Origin of the sequence: Sorangium sp. So ce406, assembly GCF_051474675.1 — a bacterium.
GTDB classification, from domain to species: domain Bacteria; phylum Myxococcota_A; class Polyangia; order Polyangiales; family Polyangiaceae; genus Sorangium; species Sorangium cellulosum_G.
Window position 1 is genome coordinate 3,260,106 of record NZ_CP150340.1, and the last position, 26,492, is coordinate 3,286,597.

19 protein-coding genes are annotated in these 26,492 nt (G+C 74.0%); 9 read left to right on the forward strand and 10 right to left on the reverse strand.

The genetic code is table 11. From position 1 onward, the window contains the following. Window positions 1-36 precede the first annotated feature (36 nt). Window positions 37-969 carry a DUF4123 domain-containing protein gene (locus WME96_RS12250; RefSeq protein ID WP_437290323.1) on the reverse strand — a complete coding sequence of 311 codons (933 nt, stop codon included), beginning with the start codon at window positions 967-969 and terminating at the stop codon, window positions 37-39. Window positions 970-1,215: 246 nt separating this feature from the next. Continuing rightward, window positions 1,216-2,814 (reverse strand): lipopolysaccharide biosynthesis protein, encoded by a 1,599-nt coding sequence (locus WME96_RS12255; protein ID WP_437290324.1) that lies wholly within the window; start codon window positions 2,812-2,814, stop codon window positions 1,216-1,218. Window positions 2,815-2,885: 71 nt separating this feature from the next. On the opposite strand from WME96_RS12255, the gene WME96_RS12260 reads away from it, so the two are divergent. The 4 genes from WME96_RS12260 to WME96_RS12275 all read left to right on the forward strand — a co-directional run bounded on the left by WME96_RS12260 (window position 2,886) and on the right by WME96_RS12275 (window position 8,788). Then, window positions 2,886-3,701 carry a class I SAM-dependent methyltransferase gene (locus WME96_RS12260; protein ID WP_437290325.1) on the forward strand — a complete coding sequence of 272 codons (816 nt, stop codon included), beginning with the start codon at window positions 2,886-2,888 and terminating at the stop codon, window positions 3,699-3,701. Next, entirely contained in the window at window positions 3,701-4,429 is a 729-nt protein-coding gene (locus WME96_RS12265) for a class I SAM-dependent methyltransferase (protein ID WP_437290326.1), read from the forward strand. The genes WME96_RS12260 and WME96_RS12265 overlap by 1 nt, the downstream gene beginning before the upstream one ends. A 206-nt stretch (window positions 4,430-4,635) precedes the next feature. Then, window positions 4,636-7,467, forward strand: a complete 2,832-nt coding sequence (locus WME96_RS12270) for a cation-translocating P-type ATPase (protein WP_437290327.1) — start codon at window positions 4,636-4,638, stop codon at window positions 7,465-7,467. Window positions 7,468-7,540: 73 nt separating this feature from the next. Beyond that, window positions 7,541-8,788, forward strand: a complete 1,248-nt coding sequence (locus WME96_RS12275; protein WP_437290328.1) for a glycosyltransferase family 4 protein — start codon at window positions 7,541-7,543, stop codon at window positions 8,786-8,788. A 35-nt stretch (window positions 8,789-8,823) separates the two neighbouring features. On the opposite strand, the gene WME96_RS12280 is transcribed toward WME96_RS12275, so the two are convergent. After that, the gene (locus tag WME96_RS12280; RefSeq protein ID WP_437290329.1) at window positions 8,824-9,984 is read right to left on the reverse strand and encodes a glycosyltransferase family 4 protein; all 1,161 of its coding nucleotides are present in this window, start codon (window positions 9,982-9,984) and stop codon (window positions 8,824-8,826) included. Window positions 9,985-10,090: 106 nt separating this feature from the next. On the opposite strand from WME96_RS12280, the gene wecB reads away from it, so the two are divergent. The 3 genes from wecB (at window position 10,091) to WME96_RS12295 (ending at window position 13,659) form a co-directional block, all read left to right on the forward strand. Next, the gene (gene wecB, locus WME96_RS12285; protein ID WP_437290330.1) at window positions 10,091-11,209 is read left to right on the forward strand and encodes a non-hydrolyzing UDP-N-acetylglucosamine 2-epimerase; all 1,119 of its coding nucleotides are present in this window, start codon (window positions 10,091-10,093) and stop codon (window positions 11,207-11,209) included. Window positions 11,210-11,524: 315 nt separating this feature from the next. Next, window positions 11,525-12,067 (forward strand): Type II secretory pathway pseudopilin, encoded by a 543-nt coding sequence (locus tag WME96_RS12290; RefSeq protein ID WP_437292308.1) that lies wholly within the window; start codon window positions 11,525-11,527, stop codon window positions 12,065-12,067. An 8-nt stretch (window positions 12,068-12,075) separates the two neighbouring features. Then, window positions 12,076-13,659 carry a pentapeptide repeat-containing protein gene (locus tag WME96_RS12295; protein ID WP_437290331.1) on the forward strand — a complete coding sequence of 528 codons (1,584 nt, stop codon included), beginning with the start codon at window positions 12,076-12,078 and terminating at the stop codon, window positions 13,657-13,659. A gap of 428 nt (window positions 13,660-14,087) precedes the next feature. Here the strand turns inward: WME96_RS12295 and ptsP are convergent, their stop codons facing one another. From ptsP to dhaK, 3 genes are read right to left on the reverse strand one after another with little or no spacing between them, the layout of a single operon-like run. Beyond that, complete coding sequence (ptsP, locus tag WME96_RS12300) at window positions 14,088-16,607, reverse strand: phosphoenolpyruvate--protein phosphotransferase (RefSeq protein ID WP_437290332.1); 2,520 nt, start codon at window positions 16,605-16,607, stop codon at window positions 14,088-14,090. Further along, window positions 16,562-17,224, reverse strand: coding sequence for a dihydroxyacetone kinase subunit DhaL (gene dhaL / locus WME96_RS12305; protein ID WP_437290333.1), 663 nt, complete (start codon window positions 17,222-17,224; stop codon window positions 16,562-16,564). Before dhaL ends, ptsP begins: the two co-directional genes overlap by 46 nt. A gap of 3 nt (window positions 17,225-17,227) precedes the next feature. Then, window positions 17,228-18,229: a dihydroxyacetone kinase subunit DhaK gene (dhaK, locus tag WME96_RS12310; protein ID WP_437290334.1), complete on the reverse strand. Its 1,002-nt coding sequence runs from the start codon at window positions 18,227-18,229 to the stop codon at window positions 17,228-17,230. A 165-nt stretch (window positions 18,230-18,394) separates the two neighbouring features. Between dhaK and WME96_RS12315 the strand changes: the two genes are divergently transcribed. Continuing rightward, the gene (locus WME96_RS12315; protein ID WP_437290335.1) at window positions 18,395-19,132 is read left to right on the forward strand and encodes a YqjF family protein; all 738 of its coding nucleotides are present in this window, start codon (window positions 18,395-18,397) and stop codon (window positions 19,130-19,132) included. A 55-nt stretch (window positions 19,133-19,187) separates the two neighbouring features. Here WME96_RS12315 and WME96_RS12320 read toward each other — a convergent pair whose 3' ends face one another. From WME96_RS12320 to WME96_RS12330, 3 genes are all read right to left on the reverse strand, one after another. Continuing rightward, window positions 19,188-20,141, reverse strand: a complete 954-nt coding sequence (locus tag WME96_RS12320; protein WP_437290336.1) for an alpha/beta fold hydrolase — start codon at window positions 20,139-20,141, stop codon at window positions 19,188-19,190. A gap of 50 nt (window positions 20,142-20,191) precedes the next feature. Beyond that, window positions 20,192-21,982 (reverse strand): MXAN_6577-like cysteine-rich protein, encoded by a 1,791-nt coding sequence (locus tag WME96_RS12325; RefSeq protein WP_437290337.1) that lies wholly within the window; start codon window positions 21,980-21,982, stop codon window positions 20,192-20,194. Between the two features lie 138 nt (window positions 21,983-22,120). Next, window positions 22,121-23,287, reverse strand: coding sequence for a site-2 protease family protein (locus WME96_RS12330; RefSeq protein ID WP_437290338.1), 1,167 nt, complete (start codon window positions 23,285-23,287; stop codon window positions 22,121-22,123). A gap of 346 nt (window positions 23,288-23,633) precedes the next feature. On the opposite strand from WME96_RS12330, the gene WME96_RS12335 reads away from it, so the two are divergent. Next, entirely contained in the window at window positions 23,634-25,043 is a 1,410-nt protein-coding gene (locus WME96_RS12335; RefSeq protein WP_437290339.1) for a POT family MFS transporter, read from the forward strand. A 7-nt stretch (window positions 25,044-25,050) separates the two neighbouring features. Here the strand turns inward: WME96_RS12335 and WME96_RS12340 are convergent, their stop codons facing one another. Further along, on the reverse strand, window positions 25,051-26,391 hold the full coding sequence (locus WME96_RS12340) for a hemolysin family protein (RefSeq protein ID WP_437292309.1): 1,341 nt from the start codon (window positions 26,389-26,391) through the stop codon (window positions 25,051-25,053). Window positions 26,392-26,492 lie beyond the last annotated feature (101 nt).

The following is a 26,492-nucleotide window of genomic DNA, read 5'->3' on the forward strand; positions in this document are numbered from 1 at the left end:
GCGCCGGGCGCGGCGCCTCGGCCGCCGGGCCTGACCTCAGCCCGCCCGCTCCAGCGCCGACTCCTCGCGGAGCGCCTTGCTGCCCTGCGCGGTGAAGCGCAGGAGCTTGCCCGGATCCTCGGCCTCCATCGCGAAGGCCTCGATCTCCTCGAACAGCGCCTCGATCTTGCGCGGACCGCACGTGGGCAGGAAGCCGCGGAGCACGCGCGGGTCGTAGAACCGGAAATACTGCTGCTTGCCCGCCCCGCTCTCGACCAGGAGGAACCGGCGGAGGTGCTTGCGCACGTCGCCGAACGGGCGGTTGCTCGTCAGGAAGACGCCCCAGCCGTCGCCCCAGCCGCTGTCGATCAGCGCGTCGAGCAGGGTGGATTCGCGCGGGAGGTGCACCAGCGTGGGACCGACGTCCGCGAGGAGCTCGCCCTGGAAGCCGGCGTAGAGCGACGCGGTCTGCTCGCCCGCCTCGACGAGGAGCAGCCGGATGCGCGGGTCGCGCGCGGCGTCGAGCACCGCGAAGAGCGGCGAGCGCTCCTGCCGGAGCCGCGCCCGCGCCGACGCGGCGTACGGCGCGCCCGTCGCGGCGGGCGCGGCCCGCCGCGTCCTCCGCGACGGGGGCGCGGGCCGGGTCGGCGTGCATCGACCGTTCGCGCCGTTCGCCTCGCGGCGCACCACCGCGAACAGGGTCGCCCCCGCGCGGATCTCGTCGCCGTCGCGCAGCGAGACCTCGCGCGCGCGCTCGCGGTTGACCTGCGTCCCGTTGCGGCTCCCCAGATCGCGGAGCAGGTAGCTGCCGTCGATCTGCTCCACCGAGAAATGCAGGGCGGAGAGCTCGCCGTCGCCCGCGATCGAGAGATCCGATTCGGGCGCGCGGCCGACGAGCAGCGGACGGTCGCCCGGAATGCGCGCGGTCTGTCCGGCCAGGGGGCCCGAGATGACCTGGAGGAGGAATCCTACTTCCTGGTCTTCGCTCATGGTCGTCTCCATCGCACAAGGCGCCGATGAGGCCGGCGAGTAAGCCTAGAGCATCGATCGGCGCGAAATCCACACGAAGGCGGGAACCATGAGAGAGGCGTCCGGGAGACTGCCAATCTTTCCAGCTTGCCCGCCCTTTCAAGCAGCTTGCGCGGAATTCGCGCAGGGGTCCGATGTCCTGCCGCCCGAGACAGCGACGGTGGGCGGCTGTGGTTCGAGCGGCCGGGCGCGGGCCGATCAAGCGGCTCAACCATGGCGGCTTCGCAGCGGCTCCAGGCGGAGCCAGCGCGCGACGAACGCCCGGTCCTCGGGGGCGAGCACGCCGGTGACCCGCGCGGCCACGAGGTAGAGCGCCGCGTAGAGCGGTGCGCCGAGCAGGAGGCAGACGCCGGGGCGCTCGTCGATCGCGCTCGAGGCCAGCAGCCCGCTGAGCGGCGCCGCGGCGACGACGGCGCTGGCCGCGACGCGCCCGTAATGACCCCACGGGAAGACGCCGCGCAGGCCGACGCCCGAGAAGCGCGCGATGCGGGCCACCATCAGGACGATCATGATCGCCTGCGTCAGGACGGCCGAGAGCGGCGCGCCGATCATGCCGATCGTGGGCAGGAGGGCCAGGCTCGCCGCGGTGTTGAACACCATGGCCAGCACCTGGATGCGCAGGATGATCGCGGTCTGGCCGAACGCCATCAGCATGATGCCATACGCCGTCACGCGCAGCGGCATGAGCGCGGAGTAGATGCGGAACGGGACGGCCGCGCCTGCGTACTCGTCGCCGTAGATCGTGCGCATGAGCGGCTCGGCGAAGAGCAGGAGGAACGCCGCCACGGGGAGCATGATCAGCGTCGTCTTGCGGATGCCCGAGTGCCAGAGGTCGATCGCCGCCCTCGCTCCCTCCTCGCGGGTCCGCCCGCCCTCGGCGCGCGCGACGAGGTCGGGGAGCATCGTCGACGTGACGGAGTAAGCGAGGACGCTGACGAGCGGCAGCTCCTGCGACCCGACCGCGAACTCGGCGAACAGGCCCGCGCTGAAGAAGAGGCCGACGACGAACTTGTCGAGCTTCTGGTTGAAGAGGCCGGCGAAGCGGGTCACCGAGAGCGGGAGCGCGTACGCGAGCTGCGCCCTGACGCCGCCCGGGAACGGCGCGAGGGGGACGTCGTGGAACAGCCGCGCGTAGAGCCGGTACGACAGCCAGAGCCTCAGGGCCTGCGCCGCGCACTGGGCGGCCAGGATCCACGCGATGGAGCACCCGAGCGCGGCGGGGACGAGCGCGCCCGCGGCGCCCGCCACGGTGACCAGCAGCGCGACGCCCGCCGACTTGCGGTGGTTGTTCGTGGCGATGAAGAGCGGGCCGAAGACGCTCGCAGGAAAGCCGACGACGCTCGTCAGGCCGATGAGCAGCAGGGGAGCCGTGATCCCCTCCCGGCCGCCGAGGAAGACGCCGGGGAGGAAGGCGAACGCGGCGAAGACGAGCGCCGTGAGCGTCCCGAGGCCGAGCAGGAGGAGCATGCTCTGCCGCACGAGCCCCTTGAGCTCGGGGCGGGTCACCTTGGGCGTGAAGTAGAGGAGCGACTCCGGGACGTAGAGCTGCGCGAGATCACGCCCCGTCGTGAACAGCACCGTCGCGAACGCGAGCACGCCGTACTCCGACTTGCCGAGCAGCCGCACCACGACGACGCCCTGCACGAGGTTGATCAGGGTGCTGACGAGCTGCCCTCCGACGATCATCCCGATCCGGTCGGCCAGCGACGCGCCGTCCTCCGCGCCGCCGGCGGGCGCCGCCGGCGTGGGCTCCGGTGCCCGCGGCGGGGCGCTCGCGTCGGGGGGGGGCGGCTGCTCGCCTCGCATGGCGGCTCGGTACCACAGGAACCAGGCAGAAGCCCTTCCTGCGAGCCGGTCGTCGTGGCATGCGACCCGCGATGAGCGGCGCGGAGCAGGCGAAAGACAGCGAGATCTTCTACGATCGGCTCTGGCAGCACACCGAGACGGCGGCCGATCCGGCGATCGTCGCGAAGGGCGACCTGCTCCTGCGCATGATGCCGCCGGGGGTGCGCACGGTGGCCGACGTGGGCTGCGGCGACGGCTACCTCACGCACCGCCTCGCCGAGCACTACGACGTTCTGGCCATCGACCGCAGCCCCGTGGCCCTCGCGAGGCTCCGCGTTCGCACCCTGCAGGCGAGCGCGGACGCCTTGCCGCTGCCGGACGGGGCCGTGGACCTCGCCTTCTCGAGCGAGATGCTCGAGCACCTGCCCGATCCGGTGCTCGCCGCCGCGGCGCGCGAGCTCGATCGGATCGCCGCGCGGTACCTGTTCATCTCGGTGCCCTTCCGGGAGAACCTCCGCCACAGGTTCGCGCGGTGCCCGCGCTGCGGGCTGGAGTTCAACATCTACGGCCACCTGCAGTCGTTCGACGCCGCGTCGCTCGACCGCCTCTTCCCGCGCTTCGAGCGGATCGCGACCGAGCTCGGCGGCCCTCCGGAGCAGGCCACGAGCGAGCGGATCGAGCGGCTGCGCCAGCGCGGGCTCGGGTGCTGGTTCCTCCCGCGGGGCGTACGCGTCTCCTGCCCCGGCTGCGGCGAGGTCGACCTCGCTGCGCCGCGGGTCCGGCTCGCGCAGCGCGTCGGTCGCCTCGCGCTCGACGGGGCGACCGTGGCGTGGCGGCTGGCCTCGGGCGCGCGAGCGCAGCCCTACTGGATCATCGCGCTCTACCGGCGCCGAGGGGAGGCAGGTTGATGGCCGAGGGCGAGGGCGGCTTCGAGCAGGACCTCGAGGCGATCAACCGGTACTACACCGAGCGCTTCCTGCCGGCGAACCCCTGGGCGAGCCTGCTCAACGGGTATCCGTACCTCGTCGCGCGCCAGCGGCAGCGCCGCATGCGCGAGGCGCTCGTCGCGTGCGGCGTGCGCACGCCCGAGGCGCTGCGCGAGATGTCGGTGCTCGACGTGGGCTGCGGGGCGGGCTCCAACCTGGCGTGGCTGGTCGAGCTCGGCGCGGACCCCTCGCGCCTCACCGGCATCGATCTCATCGCCCAGCGCACCGCCGTCGCGCGATCGCGCTTCGCCGGCATCCGCTTCATGGCGGGAGACTTCCTGAAGGCCGACGTCGGCGGGCCGTTCGACATGGTGATGATGCTCGCCGTGCTGTCGTCGGTGACCAACGCGGAGCTCAAGCGGCGCCTCATGGAGAAGGCGCTCGCCCAGCTCAAGCCGGGCGGCGTCTTCTTCTTCTATGACGTGATCTCGCGGCGCCACGTCCCCGGCACCCCCGAGTACCAGCGCCTCACGTTCGCGGAGCTCGAGGGGTACGTCGCGCCGCGCAAGCTTCGCTACTTCCGCAAGGACCTCCTGAGCCGCGGCGTCGCGGAGCGGCTCCTGCCGCGCGTCGGCGTGACGGTGACCGAGGTCGTGCAGGCGACCCGGCTGTTCAACATCGACGGGACGTTCGCCTACACGCGCGTCTGAGGCCCGCTCGAGGCGGCGGGGCAAAACTCCCCACTGTAGCAAAACGGGCCGGCGCAAATCGTGCGCGGGAACTCCTGGCCGTGTTGAACTGCCCCGGCTGCGTACTGGCATGACACGTGCCAAGCACCTGCCGAGTTCGTGGTGAGAAGCTGCCACCGCCGGTGCGCGCAGCGCGCACAGCGCGGCTCTCCACAGGAGAACACTGCATGTCGCAACCCGCCCTCCCATCGACGTCCGGGACCGCCTGGCACAGCCTGCCAATCAAGGAGGCGCTCGCCGCGATCGAGAGCGCCGAGACAGGCCTCACAGCCGACGAGGCCGCCCGGAGGCTCAAGGACGTCGGGCCCAACGTGATCCAGCGCGCGAAGGGCGACAGCGCGTTCAAGCTGCTCTTCCGCCAGATCAACGACCCGCTCATCTACGTGCTGCTCGCGTCGGCGGCCCTCGCGATGATCATGGGCGAGGCCATCGACGGGTCGGTGGTGCTGGCGGTCGTGGTGCTCAACACGGCGATCGGGTTCGTGCAGGAGCTCCGCGCGGGCAAGGCGATCGAGGCGCTCGCCGGCATGGTGCCCCAGTCGGCCACGGTCGTGCGCGGCGGGCAGCGGAGCGTGATCCCGGCGGCCGACGTGGTCCCCGGCGACGTGGTGGTGCTCGAGGCGGGCGACAAGGTCCCCGCGGACGCGCGGCTGATCTCGGTGAAGAACCTCCGCGTGGATGAGTCGGCGCTCACGGGCGAGTCGGTGCCCTCCGACAAGCACGTCGACGCCGTCCCGGAGGACGCCGGCGTCGGCGACCGCAAGGACCTCGCGTTCGGCGGGACGCTCGTGACCAGCGGCACGGCCACGGCCGTGGTCTTCGCCACCGGCGGCGCGACCGAGCTCGGGCGCATCTCATCGATGCTCCACGAGGCGACCGAGATCGAGACGCCGCTCACCCGCTCGATGGCCAAGGTGGGCCGCGTGCTGACCATCGCGATCGTGGCGGTCGCGCTGGTCATCGTCGGGGTCGCGCTGCTCCGGGGCTACCCGCCGGTCGACGCGATGCTCGCGGGGATCTCGCTCGCGGTCGCCGCGATCCCGGAGGGGCTGCCGGCGATCATCACCATCTCGCTCGCCATCGGCGTGCAGCGCATGGCGCGGCGCCGCGCGGTGATCCGGAAGCTGCCTGCGGTCGAGACGCTGGGCAGCACCGGCGTCATCTGCTCCGACAAGACCGGCACGCTGACGCGCAACGAGATGACGGTCCGCGCGCTGTGGACGCCCGCGGGGACGCCCCCGGCCGGGGCCTCCGCGCAGGGCGGCGCCGGGGAGACGCTCGAGGTGACCGGCGTCGGCTACGCGCCCGTCGGCGAGCTCCGCCGCGACGGCGCGCCGGTGGGCGAGGCGCCCGAGCCGGTGCGCGCGCTGCTCCGCGCGGGGCTGCTCTGCAACGACGCGCGCATGAAGCGCGACGGCGACGCGTGCGGCATCGAGGGCGACCCCACCGAGGGCGCGCTCGTCGTCGCGGCGCAGAAGCTCGGCGTGGACGTCGAGGCGACGCGGCGGGAGTACCCGCGCATCGACGCCGTCCCGTTCTCGTCGGAGCTGCAGCTCATGGCGACGCTCCACGAGGCGCCCGGCGGCGAGCGGGTGATCTTCATGAAGGGGGCGCCCGAGGTGGTGCTCGGGCGCGCCGCGATCGGCGACGCGGAGCGCGCCCAGGTGATCGCGGAGGTGGAGCGGATGGCGGCGCAGGGCATGCGCCTGCTCGCCGTGGCGTCGCGGACGCAGGGCCGCGACGCGGCGTCGCTCGACGAGGCGCACCTCGCGGAGGGGTTCGAGCTCCTCGGCCTCCAGGGGATGATCGACCCGCCGCGGCCGGAGGCGATCGACGCGATCAAGGCGTGCCATGACGCCGGGATCACCGTGAAGATGATCACGGGCGATCACCTGGCGACCGCGCGGGCGATCGGCGAGCAGCTCGGGCTCGTGCGCGAGGGCGGGCGGGCGATGAACGGCACGGAGATCGCGCGGCTCTCGGACGAGGAGCTGCGCGCGGCGGCGGCGTCCACGAACGTGTTCGCGCGCGTGGCGCCGGAGCACAAGCTCCGCCTGGTCAGGGCGCTCCAGGCCGACGGGAGGGTCGTCGCGATGACGGGCGACGGCGTGAACGACGCGCCGGCGCTGAAGCAGGCGAACATCGGCGTGGCCATGGGGATCACGGGGACGGCGGTGTCGAAGGAGTCCGCCGACGTGGTGCTGACCGACGACAACTTCGCGAGCATCCGCGCGGCGGTCGAGGAGGGGCGGCGCGTCTACGACAACCTGGTCAAGGCGCTCGCCTTCGTGCTGCCGACGAACCTGGGCGAGGCGCTGATCCTGCTCGTGGCGGTGATGACCTTCCCCATCCTCGGGGGCGCGCCGCTCATGCCGATCACGGCCGTCCAGATCCTCTGGGTCAACCTGGTGGCCACGGTGGCGCTCTCGCTGCCGCTCGCGTTCGAGGCGATGGAGAAGGACGTGATGGGCCGCCCGCCGCGGGACCCGAGCGAGCCGATCCTGAGCCGGTTCGTGCTCGTGCGCACGGCGATCGTCGCGGTGCTCATGACGGCGGGGGCGATCGGGCTCTTCCTGTACGAGTACTTCACGGAGGTGCGCGGCGGCGTCGTCTCGGAGGTCGCCTACCGCGAGGCCCAGACCGCGGCGGTCACGACGGTCGTGCTGTTCCAGATCTTCTACGTGCTCAACTGCCGGTCGTTGCGCGACTCGATGCTGAAGATCGGGCTCTTCTCGAACCCCTGGATCTACGTGGGGATCGGCGCCCTCCTCGCCTTGCAGCTCTGCTTCGTCTACGCGCCGTTCATGCACACGCTGTTCGGCTCGGCGCCGCTCTCGCTCGGGTCGTGGATCAACTCGACGCTGGTGGCGCTGACGATCCTGCCGGTGATGAGCGTCGAGCGGTGGTGGCGCCTCCGGAAGGCGCGGCGCACGGCGGCGGAGGCCCAGCCGGCGGACGCCGGCGTGCAGCGCGTGGCGGGCGCGACGGCGGGGCACTGAGCCGGGGCGGGGCTCTCCTCGATAGGAGCGCCACCGGGGCGGGGCCGTGTGGTATCACGCGCGCGGCCCCCGCATGCCGCAGCGCCGCTTCCTCCTGATCAGCTACTTCTACCCGCCGCACGGCGGAGCCGGCGTGCAGCGCGCCCTTCACCTCAGCCGGATCGCGCCCTCCCTCGGCTGGGAGCCGGTCGTGCTCGCGTCCGGCCAGCGCGGCAGGACCGCGGTCGATCGGTCGCTCCTCTCCAAGGTCCCCGAGGGGGTCCGCGTCGAGCGCACGCGCGCCGCGGTCGGGTTCGGGACGCTCTTCGGCGCCCTGCCGGTCGACGCCTACCTCGGCTGGCTCCCGTTCGCCCGGCGGCGGCTCTCCGCGATCCTCCGTGAGGAGCGGTTCGATCTCGTGTTCAGCACGTCGGCGCCCTTCACGGCCCACCTCCTCGGGGACCACGCGCGGCGCGCGCTCGGCGTCCCCTGGGTGGCCGATTTCAGGGACCCGTGGACCGACAACAATTTCCTGCCGCTCTACCGCGGCGAGGGCCCGATCGCCCGGATGCGCCAGCGCGTGGATCGGCGGCTCGAGGAGCGCATCTTCGCGGGCGCCGACGCGGTGCTGGTCACGGCGGATCCGTTCCGCTCGCTGCTCGTCGAGCGGCGCGGCCTGCCGGAGGGCAAGGTGCACCTCGTGCGGAACGGCTTCGACGCGGAGGACTTCGCCGCGCCGTACGCGCCCCGGCCGGATCCTGGCGGCCGCTTCCGCCTCATGTTCGCGGGCAACATGTACGGCGACTACAACCTCGCCTCGGTGTTCCGCGCGGCCGATCGGCTCCTCTCGCGGCGCGCCTTGCCCGGCTTCGAGCTCTCCATCGTGAGCGCCGCGGGCGCGTGGGCCGAGCGGGAGGCCAGGAAATACCCGCACCTCCGGCCGCACCTCCGGGTCGAGAAGCCGGTGCCGCACGACCAGATCGTGGCCCGCTACCGGGACGCGGACGCGCTCGTGCTGTGCGCGCTCGATCCGCTCTCGACGCCCGGCAAGCTCTACGAGTACATCGCCGCCGGCCCGCCGGTGATCGCCTTCGTGGTGCCCGGGACCGACGCGGCGCTCGTGCTGTCGCGGACGGGGGCAGGGGAGGCGGTGCCCGCGGACGACGTCGAGCTGGGGGCGCTGTCGCTCGAGCGCGCCTACGATCGCTTCCGCCGCGGGGAGCTGCCCGCCCGGCGCGAGGACGAGATCGGGAAGCTCACGCGGCAGGCGCAGGTCGCCGAGATCGTCGCGCTGTTCGAGCGCCTCGCCGGCGGGCGCGGCGCAGCGCCGCCGCGGCGCTGACCGCCGCGCGAGCTGACCGCCGCGCGAGCTGGCCGCTACGCGCGCTGGCCCGAGGTGGCGGCGGAGGCGACGATGGCGGCGCGGTAGAGCGCCTCGAACTGGTCGACGCACCGCTGCCAGTCGGCGCGCTCCACGGCCCACGCGCGCCCGCGCTCCGCGAGGCGCGGCCCGAGGTCGGGCTCGTCGATCAGCCGGTCGAGCGCCGCGACGAGCGCCGCGTGATCGGCGGGCGGCACCAGGAGCGCGCGATCGCGATCGAGCACGCCCTCGTAGGCCGGCAGGTCGCTCGCGACGATCGGCACCTCGAGCGCCGCGAGCTCGCAGAACGTGGACGGCACGCCGTCGACCTCGAGCAGCGAGACCGCGGCGTCGGCCATCGCGTAGAGGCCAGGGAGCTCGCTGTACGGGCACGGCTCCGCGAACCTCACGCTCGCGCCGACGCCGAGCTCGCGCACCATCGACCTGAGCTTCCGCACGTACGCGGGCTCGTCGTGCCGGCCGTACAGCTTGATCACGAAGACGCCCTCCCTGGCCCACCGGCTCGCGGCGAAGGCGCGGAGGATGCGATCGACGTGGTAGTGCGGCTTCGTCTGCCGGGGGCTCAGGAGGACGCGCTTGCCGGGCTCGATCCCGAGCTCCCGCCGGAAGCGCGCCGCCCCCTCGAGCGCCCTCTGCCGCGCGAACGTCGCGAGATCCACGCCCCAGAGCACAATCTCGCAGGGGACAGCGAGGGAGCGCTCGCCCATGCGCGCCCGCGCCCTCGCCAGCAGGGGCACGCTGTCCGCCGTGACGGCCGAGGCGCGCGACAGCACGTGGTTGACCCGGCGGACCGTCCACGGCGATCGCCGGAACACCTCGGGGTTGATATCGGAGCCCCACGCGGTGGCGACGATCGGCGGGCCGCCCTGCATCCTCGACCAGAGGTCGTGCCACGGACGCAGGAAGTTCAGGTGCACGACGTCGACGCCGAGCTCGCGCACGCGCCGCCGCGCCCAGAGGCGCCGGAGCGCGTGTGGGACCAGGGAGGAGAGGAGCCTCAGCTCCTCGCAGCGCTGCCCGTACTCGCCGCGGATCGAGGCCGCGATCCCGGGCGCGTCGCAGAGGATGACCCGGTGGCCCCGGGCGGCGAGCGCGGCGCCGAGGCGGGCCTGCTGCGTGGCCTTCGGATCGCCGTGGAGGAGCACGGTCAGACGCACGGGGCGCGTGTACAGGACGGCACTGCCCGCGTAAAGCGTCGCGCCAGCGACCTCGACACAACGCGCTGGTAGCGCGGCGCGGACCACGGCATGCTCGCGGGTCGAGATGATCTACCTCGTCGCCGCGACGCGCCCGAACTTCATGAAGCTCGCCCCCATCTGCCGCGCCCTCAAGGCGCGCGGCCTGCCGATGCGGCTCCTGCACACGGGCCAGCACTTCGACCCGACGATGAGCGACGTCTTCTTCCGCGACCTCGGCCTGCCCACGCCCGATCACACGCTCAAGGCGGGCGGCGGCTCGCACGCCCAGCAGACGGCGGCCGTCCTCGTCGGCGCCGAGGCGGACCTGATGGAGCACCGGCCCAAGGTGGTCGTTGTCGTCGGCGACGTCACGAGCACGCTCGCCGGCGCGCTCGCGGCGTCCAAGCTCGGTATCCCCGTCGTCCACGTGGAGGCCGGGCTGCGCTCGCGCGACTGGACGATGCCCGAGGAGATCAACCGCGTCCTCACCGACCAGCTCTCCGATCTCCTGCTCACGCCCTCGCACGACGCCCACCCGAACCTGCTCGCCGAGGGCATCCCGCCCGAGCGCGTCAAGTTCGTCGGCAACGTGATGATCGACTCGGTCCATTACGCCCTGAAGCGGCAGACCGACGCGCTGTCGCGCTTCGGGCTCGAGCCGAAGAAGTACGCGATCGCGACGCTCCACCGCCCGGCCAACGTCGACAGCGCCGAGCGGCTCGCCGAGACGCTCGACGCGCTCACCGCGATCGCGCAGCGCCTGCCGACGGTGTTCCCCGTCCACCCGCGCACGGTCGCGCGCGCCGAGGCGTTCGGCCTGTCGGGGCGCCTGCGCGAGACGAAGGGGCTCCGGATCATGGAGCCGCTCGGATACGACGACTTCGTCACCGTGATGGGCAATGCGCTGCTCGTCGCGACCGACTCCGGCGGCATCCAGGAGGAGACGACCGCGCTCGGGATCCCGTGCCTCACGATGCGTCAGGGCACCGAGCGGCCCGTCACCGTGACCCAGGGCACCAACATCGTTGTTGGGCTCGACGCGGCGCTCATCGCGCGCGAGGTCGACGCCATCCTCGACGGCCGCGGCAAGCGGGGCTCCGTGCCCGAAGGGTGGGACGGCAAGACCGGCGAGCGCATCGCCGACGCGCTGGAGGCCTTCCTCGCGGGAGACCCGCCGCCGAAGACGTCCGGCCCGCGCGCCTGAGCGCAGGGCGTCCGGCCCGCGCGCCTGAGCCCCGAGCGCGACACGCGCGCTCACCGTCACGCCGAGCGCACCACGCGCGCTCACCACCGCGCCACGCCGCCTCTCGCATCGCCCACGTGGGAGGCGCGCCGCTCGAACAACCGCGCTCCCCACAGCACCCGACCAAACAGCGCCTCTGCCGCCGCGACACTGGGTTTCCGTCTGTTCATCGACGAACAGTCCGGTTATACATGTACCGTGGCAAGGAATTTATTACCTGAAGTCGATTCGGCATCTCGGCGGCGGGGGACACGGGGGTTCACGCTCGTCGAGGTGATGCTCGCGGGCGGGCTCGTGACGATCCTGGCCGCCCTGGCCACCCACGGTGTGTCGAAGTACCTGGTGCTCGCCACGTCGGCCGAGGCGAAGCAGACGGTCGGCGCCATCTCGAGGGCCGTCGTCGCGTCCGCCGACAGGCTCCAGTCGAACACGGGTAGTGCGGCGGCCCACCCGCTGTGCAGCGACGCGGTCACCGTGCCCAACGCGTTCTATCGGGTGCAAGGGATAAAGTACCAGCCCGATCCCAGGCCGGGCATGGACTACAACACGGGGAGTCCGACCGTGGGGTGGAAGTGCCTCGGATTCGAGGTCACCCACCCTCAGTCGTATCAGTATCGATATCGACTCGGCGGCTCGCCGATGCCTGTATCCGCCTCCCACTGGCCGGCGGACGTGCCGCCGGACCGCAGGTGGGCGGCCTACGCGCGCGGCGACCTCGACAGGGACGGGACGCACGCGTGGTTCGCGCTGGACGGCTATCTCAAGGACGGGCAGGTGGTGTTCGCGAGCGCGATCGGCACCATCGACCCGGACGAGTAGGGGGCGCCATGGATCACGCCGCGCTCCACAAGCTGTTCGGCGCCCTCTCGTCGCGGCGCGGCGGTGACGGCGCCGCGATCGAGCTCCCGGGCGCGGATCTCGCGGCGGCGCACCTGCCGTGCGCCGACCTGCAGGGCGCGAACCTCGCGGGGGCGCGGCTCGACGGGGCCAAGCTCGGCGGCGCGAACCTCGCGGGGGCGCGGCTCGACGCCGCGTCGCTCGTGAACGCCGACCTCACCGGCGCGGACCTGCGCTGGGCCGACCTCTCGGGGGCGCTGCTCGGCGGGGCGCTGCTCACGGCCGCCGACCTGCGCGGCGCGAAGCTGCCGCGCGCGTTCTCGTCGGCGAGCTCGCTCGCGAACGCGCGCGTCGACGCGTCGGCGTGCGCGCGCTCGGGCCTGGACGAGGAGGCGATCCTGGCGCTCGCGGGCGCGGGCGCGTCGTTCGACGACGTCGGGGCGTTCCCGTCGCCGCTGCGCGAGGCGCTCGCCAGCGCCGAGGCGGTCCCGGAGAGCGCGGCGAGGAGCCGCCGCGTCGGGGCGGCGCCGGATTCGCAGCGGCTGGGGGCGGCGCCGGATTCGCAGCGGATGTCCGCGCCGCCCGAATCGCAGCGGATGTCCGCGCCGCCCGAATCGCAGCGGATGTCCGCGCCGCCCGAATCGCAGCGGATGTCCGCGCCGCCCGAGTCGCAGCGGATGTCCGCGCCGCCCGAATCGCAGCGGATATCCGCGCCGCCCGAATCGCAGCGGATGTCCGCGCCGCCCGAGTCGCGCCGCCACGGCGCGGCCGCGGTGGCGCCGCGCCGCGCCGCCGATCCGGCCGAGCCGCCGCGGCCCCGCCGCGGCCCGGCCGCGGCCGGCGCCCCGCGCAAGCCGCAGGAGGCGCCCCTGCTCGCGCGGCCGGTCGAGCTGCGCCTCGCCGGCGCCGGCGGCGCGCTGCTCCTCGTCCTCGCGGCCGCCGTCGCGCTGGCGAAGGTGCCGCAGCCCGGGCTCCTCTGGGCCGCGCACGCCGGCGGCGCCCTCGGCGCGGCGCTCCTGACCTTCGCGCTGCCGCCGTTCGGGGCCGAGCGCGGCGCGGCGCGCGCCCTCGGGGCGCGCCTCGTGGTCGCCGCGCTCGCCGCGACGCTCGTCCACGGGATCGACCCGTCCCGCCTCGCCGTCTTCCGGCTGCGCGCCACGCTCTCGTCGGGCGACGCCGAGAGCCGGTCCGCCGCAGCGCGCCTGCTCGCGCGGAGCGGCCACCGCCGGTTCGATGGCGTGGACCTGTCCGGGCTCGACCTCTCCAGCGCCGACTTCACCCAGACGAGCTTCCGGAACGCGCGCCTCGGCGGGGCGAACCTGTCGGGCGCGGCGCTGATGGAGTCGACCTTCGAGGGCGCCGATCTGAGCGAGGCGGACCTCCGGGGCGCCGACCTCTCCGGGTCGGACGCCGACCAGGCGCGCGGCTGGGAGCTGGCCGCGTGCGACGAGGCGACCGAGCTGCCCGGCGACGGCGCGTGCGTGCTCGGACACCCGGTCCGCGCGCCGCAGTCGGCGGAGGACGCCACGGCGCGCAGCACGCACGACGGCGCGCCGCCGGTAGACGCGCTGTAGAGAACGGCGTGTCCGCGGCTGCGGCGCGGAGAGGGCGCGCGCAACCCGTGAAGGGCAGACATCCGGGCAGCCTGGCGGGACCGGAAACGGTCTACGGGGGGCGGTCCGCAGCCCTGGCGGCACCGGAAACGGTCTGCCGGGGGCAGCCGGCCAGCCCCGGTGGCACCGGAAACGGTCTGCGGGAGGCAGCCGGCCAGCCCCGGTGGCACCGGAAACGGTCTGCGGGAGGCAGCCGGCCAGCCCCGGTGGCACCGGAAACGGTCTGCGGGAGGCAGCCGGCCAGCCCCGGTGGCACCGGAAACGGTCTGCGGGAGGCAGCCGGCCAGCCCCGGTGGCACCGGAAACGGTCTGCGGGAGGCAGCCGGCCAGCCCCGGTGGCACCGGAAACGGTCTGGGGGAGGCAGCCGGCAGCCCTGGTAGCCCGGCCCTCAGCCCGGCCGCCGCGCCGCCGCGCGGGTCGCGCGGGCCGCGGACGCCTCGTCGACCGCGAGCGCCTCCTCGGCGGCGGCCGCGAGCTCCGCGAACGTGGCCCCGGCGAGCGCGTCCTCCACGGCGTCGAACGCCGAGGCGCACATGCTGAGCTGCGTGACCCCGAGGCCGACCAGGAGCGGCGCGACGTCGGGATCGCCCGCGGCCTCGCCGCACACCGAGACCGGCCGCCCCGCGGCGTGCCCCGCCTCCACCACCGCGCGCACGAGCCGCAGCACGGCCGGGTGCGCCGGATCCGCGAGCGCGTGCAGCCGCGCGTGGCCGCGCTCGGCCGCGAGCGTGTGCTGCGTGAGGTCGTTCGTGCCGATGCTGAAGAAGTCGGCCTGCCGCGCGAGGCGCTCGGCCATCAGCGCCGCCGACGGCACCTCGACCATGATGCCCGTGGCCACGGGCCAGCGGTGCGGCCTGCCGGCGGCAGCGAGCGCGTGGTGCGCGCGCTCGAGCGCGGCGCGCACCGCGCTCACCTCGGCGGCGGTCGAGACCATCGGGATGAGGACGCGCACGTCGTGGCCGCGCCCCGCGACGAGGATCGCGCGGAGCTGCGCCTCGAGCAGCGCCGGCCGCGCGAGGGACAGGCGGACGCCGCGCACGCCGAGGCTGGGGTTCGTCTCGGCCTCGAGGGCGAGGTACGGCAGCGCCTTGTCGCCGCCGGCGTCGAGCGTGCGGACCACGATCGGCGCGCCGGCGAACACCGCGAACGTCTCGGCGAGCAGCGCCGCCTGCTCGGCCTCGCCGGGCTCGTCGAGCCGGCCCAGGAACGGCATCTCGGTGCGCAGCAGCCCGATACCGAGGGCGCCCGCGTCGCGCGCGGCGCGCGCGTCCGACGGCCCGGCCACGTTCGCCCAGAGCTCGACCGCGCGGCCGCACGCGAGGCGCAGGCGGCCGTCGCGCGCGGCCGCCGGCCGCCGCGACGCGCGCAGGACCGCCCGCCGCCGCTCGATCGCGAGCGCGGTCTCGGGATCGGGGTCGATCCACACCTCGCCGGTCGCGCCGTCGAGGCCGGCGCGCGCGCCGCCCGCCTCCGGCACGAGCGCCGCGGCCCCGGCGACCGCGGGGATGCCGGCGGCGCGCAGCAGGATGGCCGCGTGCGAGGTCGGGCCGCCCCGCCGGTCGATGACCCCGAGCACGCGCGCCGCGTCGAGCCGCGCGGCCTCCGACGGCGTGAGATCGTCGACGAGGACGACCGCCGGCGGCCCGTCGGGCACCGTGCCCGCGGCGCCGCCGAGCAGGGCGCGCACCACGGCGTGGCCCACGTCGTGGACGTCCGCCTCGCGCGCCCGGAGGTACGGGTCCTCGAGCTGCCGGTAGATCGCGGCCGCGGCGTCGATCGCCTGACAGAAGGCCCACGCGGCGTTGCAGCGCTCCCGCTCGATGCGCGAGAGGGCCTCGTCGACGAGCGCCGGATCGCAGAGCAGCGCCTGGTGGGCGTCGAGGATGTCGCTGCCGCGCAGCGCGTTGCCGAGGTCCTGCGCCGCGAGCTCGAGCGCTCGCCGCAGCCGCTCGACCTCGGCCGCGATGTCGTCGACCGTGGTCTCGGGGACGTCCGGGAGCGATCGCGCCAGCCGGACCAGCGGGCCGAGCGCGACGCCCGGCGCGACAGGGATGGCGAAGCCCGACACGGCGATCGCCGCGGGCGCGGCGGCCTCCGCCTCGCGCTGGAGGAGCGCCACGAGCGCCTCGACGGCCTCGGCCGCCTGCCGCCCGGTCGCGCGCACGCGCAGCACGTCGCCGCGGCGCGCCCCGAGCGAGGCGAGCGCGATCAGGCTCGCGGTCGGAACCGGGCCGCGGCCGTTGGTCACGTTCTCCAGCGTGATCCGGGCGTCGAAGGCGGCCGCGCGCGCGATGAGGTGCGCCGCCGGGCGGGCGTGCAGGCCGCTCGGATCGGCGGTCGCTACCTCGGCCGTCGCGGCCGTCGCTGCGCCCGCTGTGGCCGCCGCCGCGCCCGCTGTGGCCGCCGCCGCGATCGCCGTCGCCGCGGCAGAGGGCTCGCCCTCGCCGAGCTGCGCGATCTTCGCGGCGAGCGCCTGCCGCGCGTCCGCGGCGACCTGATCGACCGTGCCGCCCGCCGCCGCCCGCACCGCGGCGGCGACCGCGCCTTCCACGATCGGCCCGCCGGTCAGGCGGGTGCGCGCGCCGAGCTCCGGATCGACGAGCTCGAGCGCCGTCTCGGCGCTCAGGATCGCGCTGCCGAGGTCCATCAGCACGACGGCGCCGGCGGGCCCGCAGACGCGCTCGAGCGCCGCGGCGATCGCGGTCGCGTCGGTGCCGAGCTCGACGCCGCCCTCGCCGGCGCCCGCGGCGCACGCGATGGCGACGGACTCGCCCGTCATCTGGCGGGCCAGCGTCTCGGTGGCCTCGGCGAGCGCACGGCTGTGCGACACCAGGACGAGCCCGACGCGGCCCGCCGCCCCGCTCATGCGCCTGCCGTTGCGGCCAGGCTCCGCAGCAACAGCCAGCACGACGTGGCGCCGGGGTCCTGGTGCCCGGCGCTGCGCTCACCGAGGTAGCTCGCCCGGCCCTTGCGGGCGATCAGCGGCACGGTCGCCTCCGCCCCGGCCTTCGCCGCGTCCGCGGCGCGGGCGAGCGCCGCCGCGAGCGGCGCGCCGCCGTCGTCCGCGCCGTCGGGCTGCGGCGCGCCCAGGGCCGCCTTGAGCGCGTCGACCGCGGGGACGAGCGCGTCGACCATCGTCTTCTCGCCGGGCGACGCCTTGCCGCGGCGCCGCACGCCCTCGAGGCCCGCCTCGAGGCAGCCCGTCAGGGCCGCGAGGTCGACCGCCGCGGCGCCGGCCACCTTCTGCCCCGCGTCGCGGAACAGCGTGCCGTAGAGCGGCCCGCTCGCCCCGCCGACGGTCGACAGCAAGATCGTCCCGACGCCCTTCAGCAGCGCGCCGACGTCGCCGCGATCGAGGGTGTCGAGCCGGGCGCGCACCGCCGTGAAGCCGCGCGCCATGTTGACCCCGTGGTCGCTGTCGCCGATCGCCGCGTCGAGCTCGGTCAGGTAGGTCTTCTCGCGCTCCAGCGCGTCGGCCGCGCGCTCGATCCACGCCGCGATGTGGTCGCCGCTCAGGGTCTGCATGGCTCAGGCCCCCCAGCGGAGGGCCGGGGTGTGCACCGGCGCGTCCCACCAGCGGATCATCTCGCCGTCGAGCTTGAGCAGCGTCGCGGACACGCCGGCCATCTCGAGCGACGTGATGTACGGCCCGACGAGGCTGCGCGCGACGTTGAGGCCGCGCTCGCGCGCGATCGCGTGCGCCCTGCGGTAGACGACGTAGAGCTCGATGAGCGGCGTCCCGCCCATGCCGTTGACGAACAGGAGCACGTCGTCGCCCGGGTTGAACGGCAGGTCCTCGAGGATCGGCTGCATCAGGAGCTCGGCCAGCCGATCCGCGGGCTCCAGCGGGGCGCGCCGGCGGCCGGGCTCGCCGTGGATGCCGATGCCGACCTCCATCTCGGCCGGGCCGAGCTCGAACGACGGCTTGCCGGCGTGCGGCACGGTGCACGCGGAGAGCGCGATCCCCATGCTGCGGCCGTGCGCGTTCACCCGCCGGCACAGCGCCGCGACCTCGTCGAGCGGTCGCCCGGCTTCCGCGGCGCCGCCGCAGATCTTCTCGGCGAGCACGGTCGTCCCCACGCCGCGCCGTCCGGCCGTGTAGAGGCTGTCCTCGACCGCCACGTCGTCGTTCACGAGCACGCCCTCGACCGAGGTGCCCGCCTCGCGCGCGAGCTCGGCGGCCATCTCGAAATTCATCACGTCGCCGGTGTAGTTCTTGATGATGTGGAGCACGCCGGCGCCGGCGTCGACCGCCCGCGTCGCCTCGGCGATCTGGTCCGGCGTCGGGCTCGTGAACACGGCCCCCGGACAGGCGGCGTCGAGCATGCCGCGCCCGACGAACCCGGCGTGCAGCGGCTCGTGCCCGCTGCCGCCGCCCGAGACGAGGGCGACCTTGCCCTTCTCCTTCGGCGCCGCGCGCGTGACGAAGAGCGGCGCGGTGTTCACCCGGAGCAGATCGGCGTGCGCCATCGCCATGCCCTCGACCGCCTCGCTGACGAGATCTTCCGGCGCGTTGATGAGCTTCTTCAATCCTGCCCTCCGCTCCGTTGGCGTCTGTTGGCGTCCGTTGGCGTCTGTTGGCGTCTGTTGCCGACCGCTATCGTCCGTGACCGCGCTGCTGCGGGCAGGATATCCCCATGGCGTCGCCTGCCGCGAGGGGGGATCTTTTCTCCGCGCCGTCCTATCCTCCGGGCCGTGGATCGACTCGCGCCCACGCTCCGCCCTCGCGGCCGCCCGGCGGGCTTCCAGCGCTGGAGAGAGCTGCTCTTCCTGCACTGGGAGACGCCGGCCGCCGCGCTCCGCGCCGTGGTGCCGCCCGGCCTCGAGCTCGACACGTTCGAGGGCAGGGCCTACGTCGGCGTCGTCGCCTTCACCATGCGCGACGTCACCCCGTGGTGGTCGCCGAGCGTGCCGGGGATCTCGAACTTTCACGAGCTCAACGTCCGCACCTACGTGCACCGGGAGGGGCGGGACCCGGGCGTGTGGTTCTTCAGCCTGGATGCGGCCAAGGCCCTCGCGGTCCTGGTGGCCCGGGCGGGCTGGCACCTGCCCTATCACCACGCCTCGATGGCCCTCGAGGCGCGGGACGGCGAGGTCCTTTACCGCAGCGAGCGGCGCTGGCCCGGCCCCGTGCCCGCGCGCTTCGAGGCGCGCTACCGCGTCGGCGCGCCGATCGGCCCCGCGGCGCCGGGGACGTTCGAGCACTTCCTGGCCGAGCGTTACCTGCTGTTCGCCGCGCGCGGGGGCGAGCTCCGGATCGGGCAGGTGCACCACGCGCCCTATCCGCTCCACCGCGCCGAGGTGAGCCACGTCGAGGAGAGCGTCGTGGCCGCGGCCGGCTTGCCCGCGACCGAGGGGGCGCCGCACGTGCTCTACAGCCCGGGCGTGGACGTCGATGTCTACGCGCTCGAGCCCGCCGCGCGGCCGGGGTGACGCGGCTGCCTCCGCGAGGCCGGCGGCCGCGTGGTCGACGGATCGCGCGCGCGCCTCAGTGCCTCTCGAGCCAGTGGATGACCTGGGACTCCAGGCCCGGCGCGGCCCCGAACCCGAGGCTCAGCGTCCCCGGGAAGCCGACGTGCCCGCCGAGCTGGAGCCACTGGACGTCGAGCAGCGGCGACAGCGGGTGGGCCTCGAGCACCGGCCGCACCGTGTCGAGCGGCACCATCGGGTCGGCCTCGGCGGCGACGAGCAGCGACGGGACGCCGAGGTCGCGCAGGCGCGGGGCCGCGCTCTCGCTTGCGTAGTACGCCTCCGGGCTCTGGTACCCGAACCAGCGCGTCATGATGCGGAGATCCCACTCGCGGATCGTGCGGATCGCGAGCGCCTCGCGGAGGGGCAGGGGCACGTCGCGGCGGGACGCGACGGCGCTGTACATCTCCTTCAGCCCCGACAGCACGTGCTGGCGGTACAGCCAGCGCTCCGGCCGATCGATGGCGGCGACGGACCGCGCGAGATCGAGCGGCGGGCAGATGGCCGCCACGGCGCGGAGGCGCGGATCGTGCGAGCCCGAGGCGGCGTAGCGGAGCGCGAGGTGCCCGCCGATCGAGTAGCCGACGAGGAGCACGCGCTCGTACCGGGCGAGCTCGGGGGAGGCCACGGCGGCGTGCAGATCGGAGAACAGGCCGGCGTGGTAGATGCCGGCCCCGTCGCCCCCGGCGCCGCGCAGGTTGACGCGCAGGGACGCGAGCCCGGCGCGCTCGGCCTGCGCGGCGGCCGAGACCACGTAGTAGCTCTCGGCCGTGCCGCCGAGCCCATGCACGATGACGAGGATTGCGCGCGCGCCCTCCCGGTGGCGGATCCTGCCGAGCAGCCGGACGGGCCCTGCAGGCGTCTCGTCGACGTGCACCGAGAACGGGGAGGTCGGGGGGAGCGCGGGGGCGCGAAGCTGATGCTTGAGCCAGGGAGCGATCGTCCAGAAGTGGCCGTGGAGGAGCCGCCGCATCGGGGCGGTCCTACCACGGCCCGCGCAGCGCTTCTAACGCGCCCGCGCGCTCACGGGCACACGACTTCGTCGGTCCCGGCGCAGTCGTTCCGGCACTCGTTGCACAAGGCGCAGGTGAGGGCCGCGTCGAAGATCGCGGCGCTCTCCGGGGCTGCCGCCCTGCAGGCATCGCACTCCGCTCCCGGGCGGCATGTGCGGATGCAGCTCACGTACTCGAGGCACGTCTCGCTGTCGGTGCACCTCCTGAGCTCGTCGGCGCAGTTCCCGTCGAACGCGCACGCGACGCACCCCTCGACGGAATCGCCGCACACGCCGGAGTTGTCGCACACGGGCGGCGGGACGGCCCGCCGGACGTGGAGCGTGAACGCGCCCGGCGTGGAGTCTCGGGCCCCGTCGACCACGACCACGACGGTCTGGCCGGCCTCGAGCCTGACCGTGACCTCCGAGTCCTCGGTCAGGGTGTCGTCGTTGCACCCGAGCTGAGGCCCCCGGCAGACGCCGTCGTGCACGTGGAGCATCGTGTCGAACTCGGACCCGAACGTGTCGAACACGTAGTCGCCCGTGACCGGCGCCGTGAACGCGTATCCCGCGTCGGGGCTGTCCGCGTCGCCGCACGTCTCCGTCACGGTGGCGCTCACGCTGTCGGGCCGCCCGACCGTGCTGCCGGTGATCGTCTGCGGCACCGCGGAGCCGAGCGTGCCCGCCGGGCAGCTCGGGGCGCTCCGCCGCGTGATGCTCAGCTCGAAGGTGCCCGTCTCGCCGTCGGCGCCGTCGACCACGACGTAGACGGTCTGGCCCGTGGCCAGATCGGCCGTGACGACGGCGTCGCCCGGGTCGGCGTTGCAGGCGATCTCGGCGCAGCCCCCCGCGTCGAGCAGCGCGAGGACGACGTTGTACCCGGACCCCGCGCTGTCGAAGGAGTACACGCCCGCGGTCGCGGCGGTGAACGCGTAGATGCGCTCGCTCGCGCTCGTCGCCACGCACGAGGGGGCGTACGTGCTCGACCCGCCGGCCGTCGTGCCGTTCACGATCTGCGGCACGGCGCTGCCGAGGTCCTGGCCCGGGCCCACCGTGCACGCGCACATCCCGGCCTGGCAGACCTGCGAGTCGTTGCACGCCGTGTTGCAGTCGCCGCAGTGCGCGGCGCTGGTCTGGACGTCGACGCAGGCGTCGCCGCAGGACGTGAGCCCCGAGCCGCAGTCCTCCGCGTCCTGGCAGGTGCCGGCCACGCAGGTCTGGTCCCCGTCGCACGCGTTGCCGCATTCGCCGCAGTGATCCGCGTCCGTCTCGGTGCTCACGCACGCGCCGCCGCAGTCGGTGAGCCCGTCGGAGCAGCCCTCCTGGCAGGCGCTGTCCTCGCAGACCTCGCCCTCGTCGCACGCGTTGTCGCAGCGGCCGCAGTGCTCCGCGTTGGACGCGGTGTCGACGCAGACGCCGTCGCAGTCGGTGCGCCCCGCGGCGCAGCCGCCGCCCTGGCAGGCGCCGTCCTCGCAGGTCTCGCCGTCCTCGCAGGCGCTGTTACAGCTCCCGCAGTGCGCCTCGTCGCTCTGGAGATCGAAGCACCCGTCGCCGCACGCCGTCTGGCCCTCGTCGCAGCCCACGCAGGTGCCCGACACGCACGTCTCGCCATCGTCGCAGGCGGCGCCGCAGGCGCCGCAGTGATCCGGGCTGGACGTGGTGTCGACGCAGACGTCGTCGCACGAGGCGAGCGGCGCGACGCACGTGGGCGGGGTGGTCGTTCCGCCGTCCGAGCACGACGCCACGGAGGCGAGCACCGCCGCGGCGAGCCAGAGCAGGGTGTACGTCGGCGCGAGCCTGGAGCGCGATCTGAGCTTTTGCATGAGCCTTCCCTCGGCAGAGATGCCGGCGACGGGGGTCGTGAAGAGCAGCTACCGGGGAGGATACGCTGATGGCCTTCCAGGCTGTCAATGCTCGCGGGCCCGCGTTGAAGGCGCGTTCACGCGGCTCGCTGTCGTGCGTCAGGGCCGCGGCGGCCCCTCCGCTGCCTCGCGCCCATGCGCCCGCTGCGCCGCGGGCGACGCGGCGCCGCCCAGCCTCGAGGCCGGCAGGAACTGGAGCAGCGTGAGCGCCTCGGCCACGTCGTCGTGGCCGATGAGGCCCAGGTATCGCTCACCGTCGTACACCGCGACCACAGGGGCGCTCTTCTCGGACATGAGCCGCGCCACATCGTCGAGCGACCGATCGGCGCCCACGCGGACGACGTCGCGCCGCATGATCCCGGCGACGTAGGCGCCGCCCGCGCCCTCGGCGAGCGCGCGGATCACGTCGGCGCGCGTCAGGACGCCGATCGGCTCCCCCTCGAGCAGGACCGCGAAATCGGACTGGTACGTCGTGAGAATGTGCTCGGCCGCGTCGTGCACGCGGTCGCACGGCGACAGGGCGATCGCGCGGCGGTTGTAGGCGCGCCCGACGGGGACGCCGCCGAGGACCGATCTCGCACGCTCGGCCGCCCGCTCCTGCGACGCGCCGAGGAAGACGATCACCGCGATGAAGGCGAGCACCAGGTGGCCAGACAGCAGGCCGACCGCGAACAGGCCGACGGCGATCACCTGCCCGATCGCGGCGGCCGCGGACGTCGCGCGCGCCGGGCCGACGGCCATCGACAGCCCCGCCCGGAGCACGCGCCCGCCGTCGAGCGGCAGGGCGGGGATCATGTTGAACAGCGCGAGCGCCATGTTGGCGCCGAGGAGCCAGAGGAGCGCCGTCTGCAGCGACGGGGTCGAGGCCGCGCCGAGCTCGGTCAACGCCGGGAGGAAGCCGAGGAGGGCGCCCGCGAGCAGGAGCAGCGCGGCGAGGGCGACGTTCACGGCGGGGCCGGCGAGCGCGATGAGCAGCTCGTGGAGCGGCCTCTGCGGGCGGCCCGAGAGCATGGCGACGCCGCCGATCGGCAGGAGCAGGATCTCGCGCACCGTGAGCCCGAAGCGCCGGGCCACGAGGCTGTGACCGAGCTCGTGCAGGGCCACGCAGGCGAAGAGCGCCAGCATCAGCGCGGCGCCGAACAGCGCCCCCCGGGCGCCGTGGCGGCCGCTCCACTGGAGCGCGCCGACGGCGACGATGAGGCCGAACGTCGCATGCACGTTGACGTCGATCCCGGCGACCCGGGCGACCCTGAATGACCACTTCATCTTTCTGGCAGTCAAAGCAACGCGCGTACCGTGGTTCACGGCGCCGCGGGCCGGATCACGGACGCTTTTCCGCGGCGTGGCGCCGCAGCGGGGCATTTCGCACCGGGCCCCGAGGCGGCGTTGTTGGCGCGGGAACATCCGGAGAGCGCGCCTGACATGGAGCCGCGGGGCAGGCGAGGAGCGCCGTGAGCGCGCACCCGCGCGCGCCGCCCTGTTCGCCGCTGCGTGGGCTCGCCAGGCGCGCGCTCGCCGCGCAGGCGGATCTTTTCGGGACGGCAGAGGGCCGCAGATTGCCGGAGCGCGGGAGGCGGTCTACACGGCGAGGGCGCGCGAGCGAGGGCCTGCCATGACGCAAACCGCTACGAGCACGGACAAGTTCCCCCCGCAGATCAAGTACATCATCGGAAACGAGGGGTGCGAGCGCTTCAGCTTCTACGGCATGAAGAACATCTTAACGTTCTTCATGATCAACTACATGTTGATCCACGAGCACGTGGCGAAGGCCAACTACCACCTGTTCGTGAGCGCCTGCTACTTCTTCCCGCTCCTCGGCGGCTTCCTCTCCGACCGCTTCTTCGGGAAGTACCGGACGATCCTCTGGCTCTCGCTCATCTACTGCGCGGGGCACGCCTGCCTCGCCCTCTTCGAGAGCACCCCGACCGGGTTCTACGCGGGGCTCGCGCTCATCGCCCTCGGCTCGGGCGGGATCAAGCCGTGTGTCTCCGCGCACGTCGGCGACCAGTTCTCGGAGGAGAACAAGCACCTCGTCAAGCACGTGTTCGCCCTCTTCTATTGGATCATCAACTTCGGATCGTTCTTCGCGTCCGCGCTGATCCCGAAGACGCTCGAGTGGTTCGGGCCGAGGGTAGCGTTCGGGATCCCGGGCGTTCTCATGCTGATCGCGACGCTCGTGTTCTGGATGGGGCGCGACAGGTACGTGCACGTGCCCCCGACCGGCAAGAACCCGCACTCGTTCCTCCGCGTCCTCTGGGGTGCCCTCCGGGGCGGGCGCGACGGGCGTGGCGGCGCCGCGCGCGGGCACTTCCTCGACGCGGCGCGCGGCGATCACCCCGAGGGCGCCATCGAGGGCGCCAAGGCCGTCCTGCGGGTGATGACGATCTTCGCCCCGATCCCGGTGTTCTGGGCGCTGTTCGATCAGAAGGGGTCGACCTGGGTCGTGCAGGCGACGCGCATGGACCTCGACGTCCTCGGTCACCGGCTCGCCCCGTCGCAGCTCATGGCGCTCAACCCGCTCATGGTGATGCTGATCATCCCGTTCAACACGATGATCCTCTATCCCGCCCTCGAGCGGCGCGGGTTCCGGCTCTCGGCGCTCGGCCGCATGACGGCGGGCATGGCGGTCGCGGGGCTGTCGTTCGTCGCGGTCGCCGCCATCGAGCTCACGATGACGTCGGGCAGCGCGCCCAGCGTGCTCTGGCAGGCGGGGCCTTACCTGCTCATCACGTTCGCCGAGGTGCTCGTGTCCACCACGGGCCTCGAGTTCGCCTATTCCCAGGCGCCGCGCGAGATGAAGAGCACCATCATGAGCTTCTGGAACCTCACCGTGACCGTGGGCAACCTGATCACCGCCGGCGTCGCGGCGCTCAACGTGTTCACGGGCGCGATGCAGTACCTGTTCTTCGCGGCGCTCATCTTCATCGCCGCCGTCGTCTTCGGGCTCCTCGCGCGGCGCTACGTGGTGGTCGACTACTTCCAGCGCAGGCACGCCGGGGCCGCGCCCGCCCCCGCCTCCTGACGCGCGCTCAGCCCTCGCGGCGGGGCTCCTCGTCGTCGAGGTCGGCCTCGGCCGGCGGCGGGACGCGGACCCGCACCGTGCGGATCTGCCGGGGGCTCGCGTCCACGATGTGGAGCTCCGCCCCGCCCGGGGTCGTCAGGACGTCGCCGGGCGCGGGGATGCGCCGGGCGAGCCCCATGCAGAGGCCGGCGACCGTCGACCAGCGCACGTCGTCCGGCAGCTCGATCGCGAGCTGCCGGCTCAGCTCGTGGACCGGCATGTCCCCGGGCACGAGCGCCGACCCGTCCGGCTCGCGCTGGATCGTCTCCTGCGATCGCGCGTGCGCCTCGTTCTCGGCGAAAATCTCGCCGACGAGCTCCTCGACGAGGTCCTCCATCGTGACGATGCCGATCATCCCGCCCTGCTCGTCGACCACGACGGCGAGCTGGATCCGCCGCCGCTTCATCTCGGCGAGCAGATCGACGGCCGGCATCGACCCGACGACGAAGTACGCCGGGCGGAGGACGCTCTCGAGCGAGAACTGCCCGTCGCCCCAGAGCAGCGCGAGCACCTCCTGCATCGTGACGTAGCCGATCACGTTGTCGTTCGACCCCTCGTGGACGGGCATCCGCGTGTGGCCGTGATCCAGCACGGTGCGCCGCACCTCCTCGGCCGTCGCCCCGCGCGGGAGCGCCACGACGCGGCCGCGCGGGAGCATCACCTGGAGCGCGGTGAGCCCGGCGAAATCGAGGGCGCGGGAGGCGATCTCGCCGGCGCGCCTGTCGACCGAGCCCGCCTCGGCGGCCTCGTCGACGATCTGCTGGATCTCCTCGGGCGAGATGCGCGCCTCGACGAAGTTCGTGCGGTCGCCGAAGATCCGCAGCACCACGTTCGAGCTCGCCGTGAGCAGCCAGACGAGCGGGCGCGCGAGCGACGACAGCCCGCGGAGCGGCGGGCCGACGAGCATCGCGTACCGCTCGGCGGTGCGGAGCGCGAGCGACTTCGGGACGAGCTCGCCGAGCACGAGCGAGAGGAACGACACGAGCGCGACCACCGTGGCGAGCGCGAGCTCCTCGGCCGCGTCCCCGATGAACGGCACGGCCCGGAGCACCGGCTCGAGGTCCTTCGCCAGGGTCGACCCGCCGAAGGCGCTCGCCGTCGCGCCGACGACGGTGATGCCGATCTGCACGGTGGCGAGGAAGCGCTCCGGGTTGTCCCGGAGGCGCTTGACCGCGCGCGCCCGGCGGCTCCCCGACTGCACGAGCTGGTCGAGCCGCGTCTTGCGGATCGCGACGACCGCGATCTCGGCGCCCGAGAAGACGCCGTTCACGAGCACGAGGGCCAGGATGACGAGGATCTCCGAGAGAATGACGGCTCCTTCCGAGGCGGTCCGGGTGCATAGCGCGTCGGCCGCCGGCGCGGCAGGGGCATCGCGCCGGCGAGCGGGGCCGGCGCGCCGCGCTGAGCCCG

What these genes read in the sequence shown, in the direction of transcription:
- WME96_RS12320 (WP_437290336.1), bottom strand. Translation starts at nt 20,141, where the DNA reads ATGCGGCGGCTCCTCCACGGCCACTTCTGGACGATCGCTCCCTGGCTC.
- WME96_RS12255 (WP_437290324.1), bottom strand. Translation starts at nt 2,814, where the DNA reads ATGCGAGGCGAGCAGCCGCCCCCCCCCGACGCGAGCGCCCCGCCGCGG.
- wecB (WP_437290330.1), top strand. Translation starts at nt 10,091, where the DNA reads ATGATCTACCTCGTCGCCGCGACGCGCCCGAACTTCATGAAGCTCGCC.
- WME96_RS12330 (WP_437290338.1), bottom strand. Translation starts at nt 23,287, where the DNA reads ATGAAGTGGTCATTCAGGGTCGCCCGGGTCGCCGGGATCGACGTCAAC.
- WME96_RS12260 (WP_437290325.1), top strand. Translation starts at nt 2,886, where the DNA reads ATGAGCGGCGCGGAGCAGGCGAAAGACAGCGAGATCTTCTACGATCGG.
- WME96_RS12295 (WP_437290331.1), top strand. Translation starts at nt 12,076, where the DNA reads ATGGATCACGCCGCGCTCCACAAGCTGTTCGGCGCCCTCTCGTCGCGG.
- WME96_RS12250 (WP_437290323.1), bottom strand. Translation starts at nt 969, where the DNA reads ATGAGCGAAGACCAGGAAGTAGGATTCCTCCTCCAGGTCATCTCGGGC.
- WME96_RS12290 (WP_437292308.1), top strand. Translation starts at nt 11,525, where the DNA reads ATGCTCGCGGGCGGGCTCGTGACGATCCTGGCCGCCCTGGCCACCCAC.
- WME96_RS12265 (WP_437290326.1), top strand. Translation starts at nt 3,701, where the DNA reads ATGGCCGAGGGCGAGGGCGGCTTCGAGCAGGACCTCGAGGCGATCAAC.
- WME96_RS12325 (WP_437290337.1), bottom strand. Translation starts at nt 21,982, where the DNA reads ATGCAAAAGCTCAGATCGCGCTCCAGGCTCGCGCCGACGTACACCCTG.
- dhaL (WP_437290333.1), bottom strand. Translation starts at nt 17,224, where the DNA reads ATGCAGACCCTGAGCGGCGACCACATCGCGGCGTGGATCGAGCGCGCG.
- WME96_RS12270 (WP_437290327.1), top strand. Translation starts at nt 4,636, where the DNA reads ATGTCGCAACCCGCCCTCCCATCGACGTCCGGGACCGCCTGGCACAGC.
- WME96_RS12275 (WP_437290328.1), top strand. Translation starts at nt 7,541, where the DNA reads ATGCCGCAGCGCCGCTTCCTCCTGATCAGCTACTTCTACCCGCCGCAC.
- WME96_RS12335 (WP_437290339.1), top strand. Translation starts at nt 23,634, where the DNA reads ATGACGCAAACCGCTACGAGCACGGACAAGTTCCCCCCGCAGATCAAG.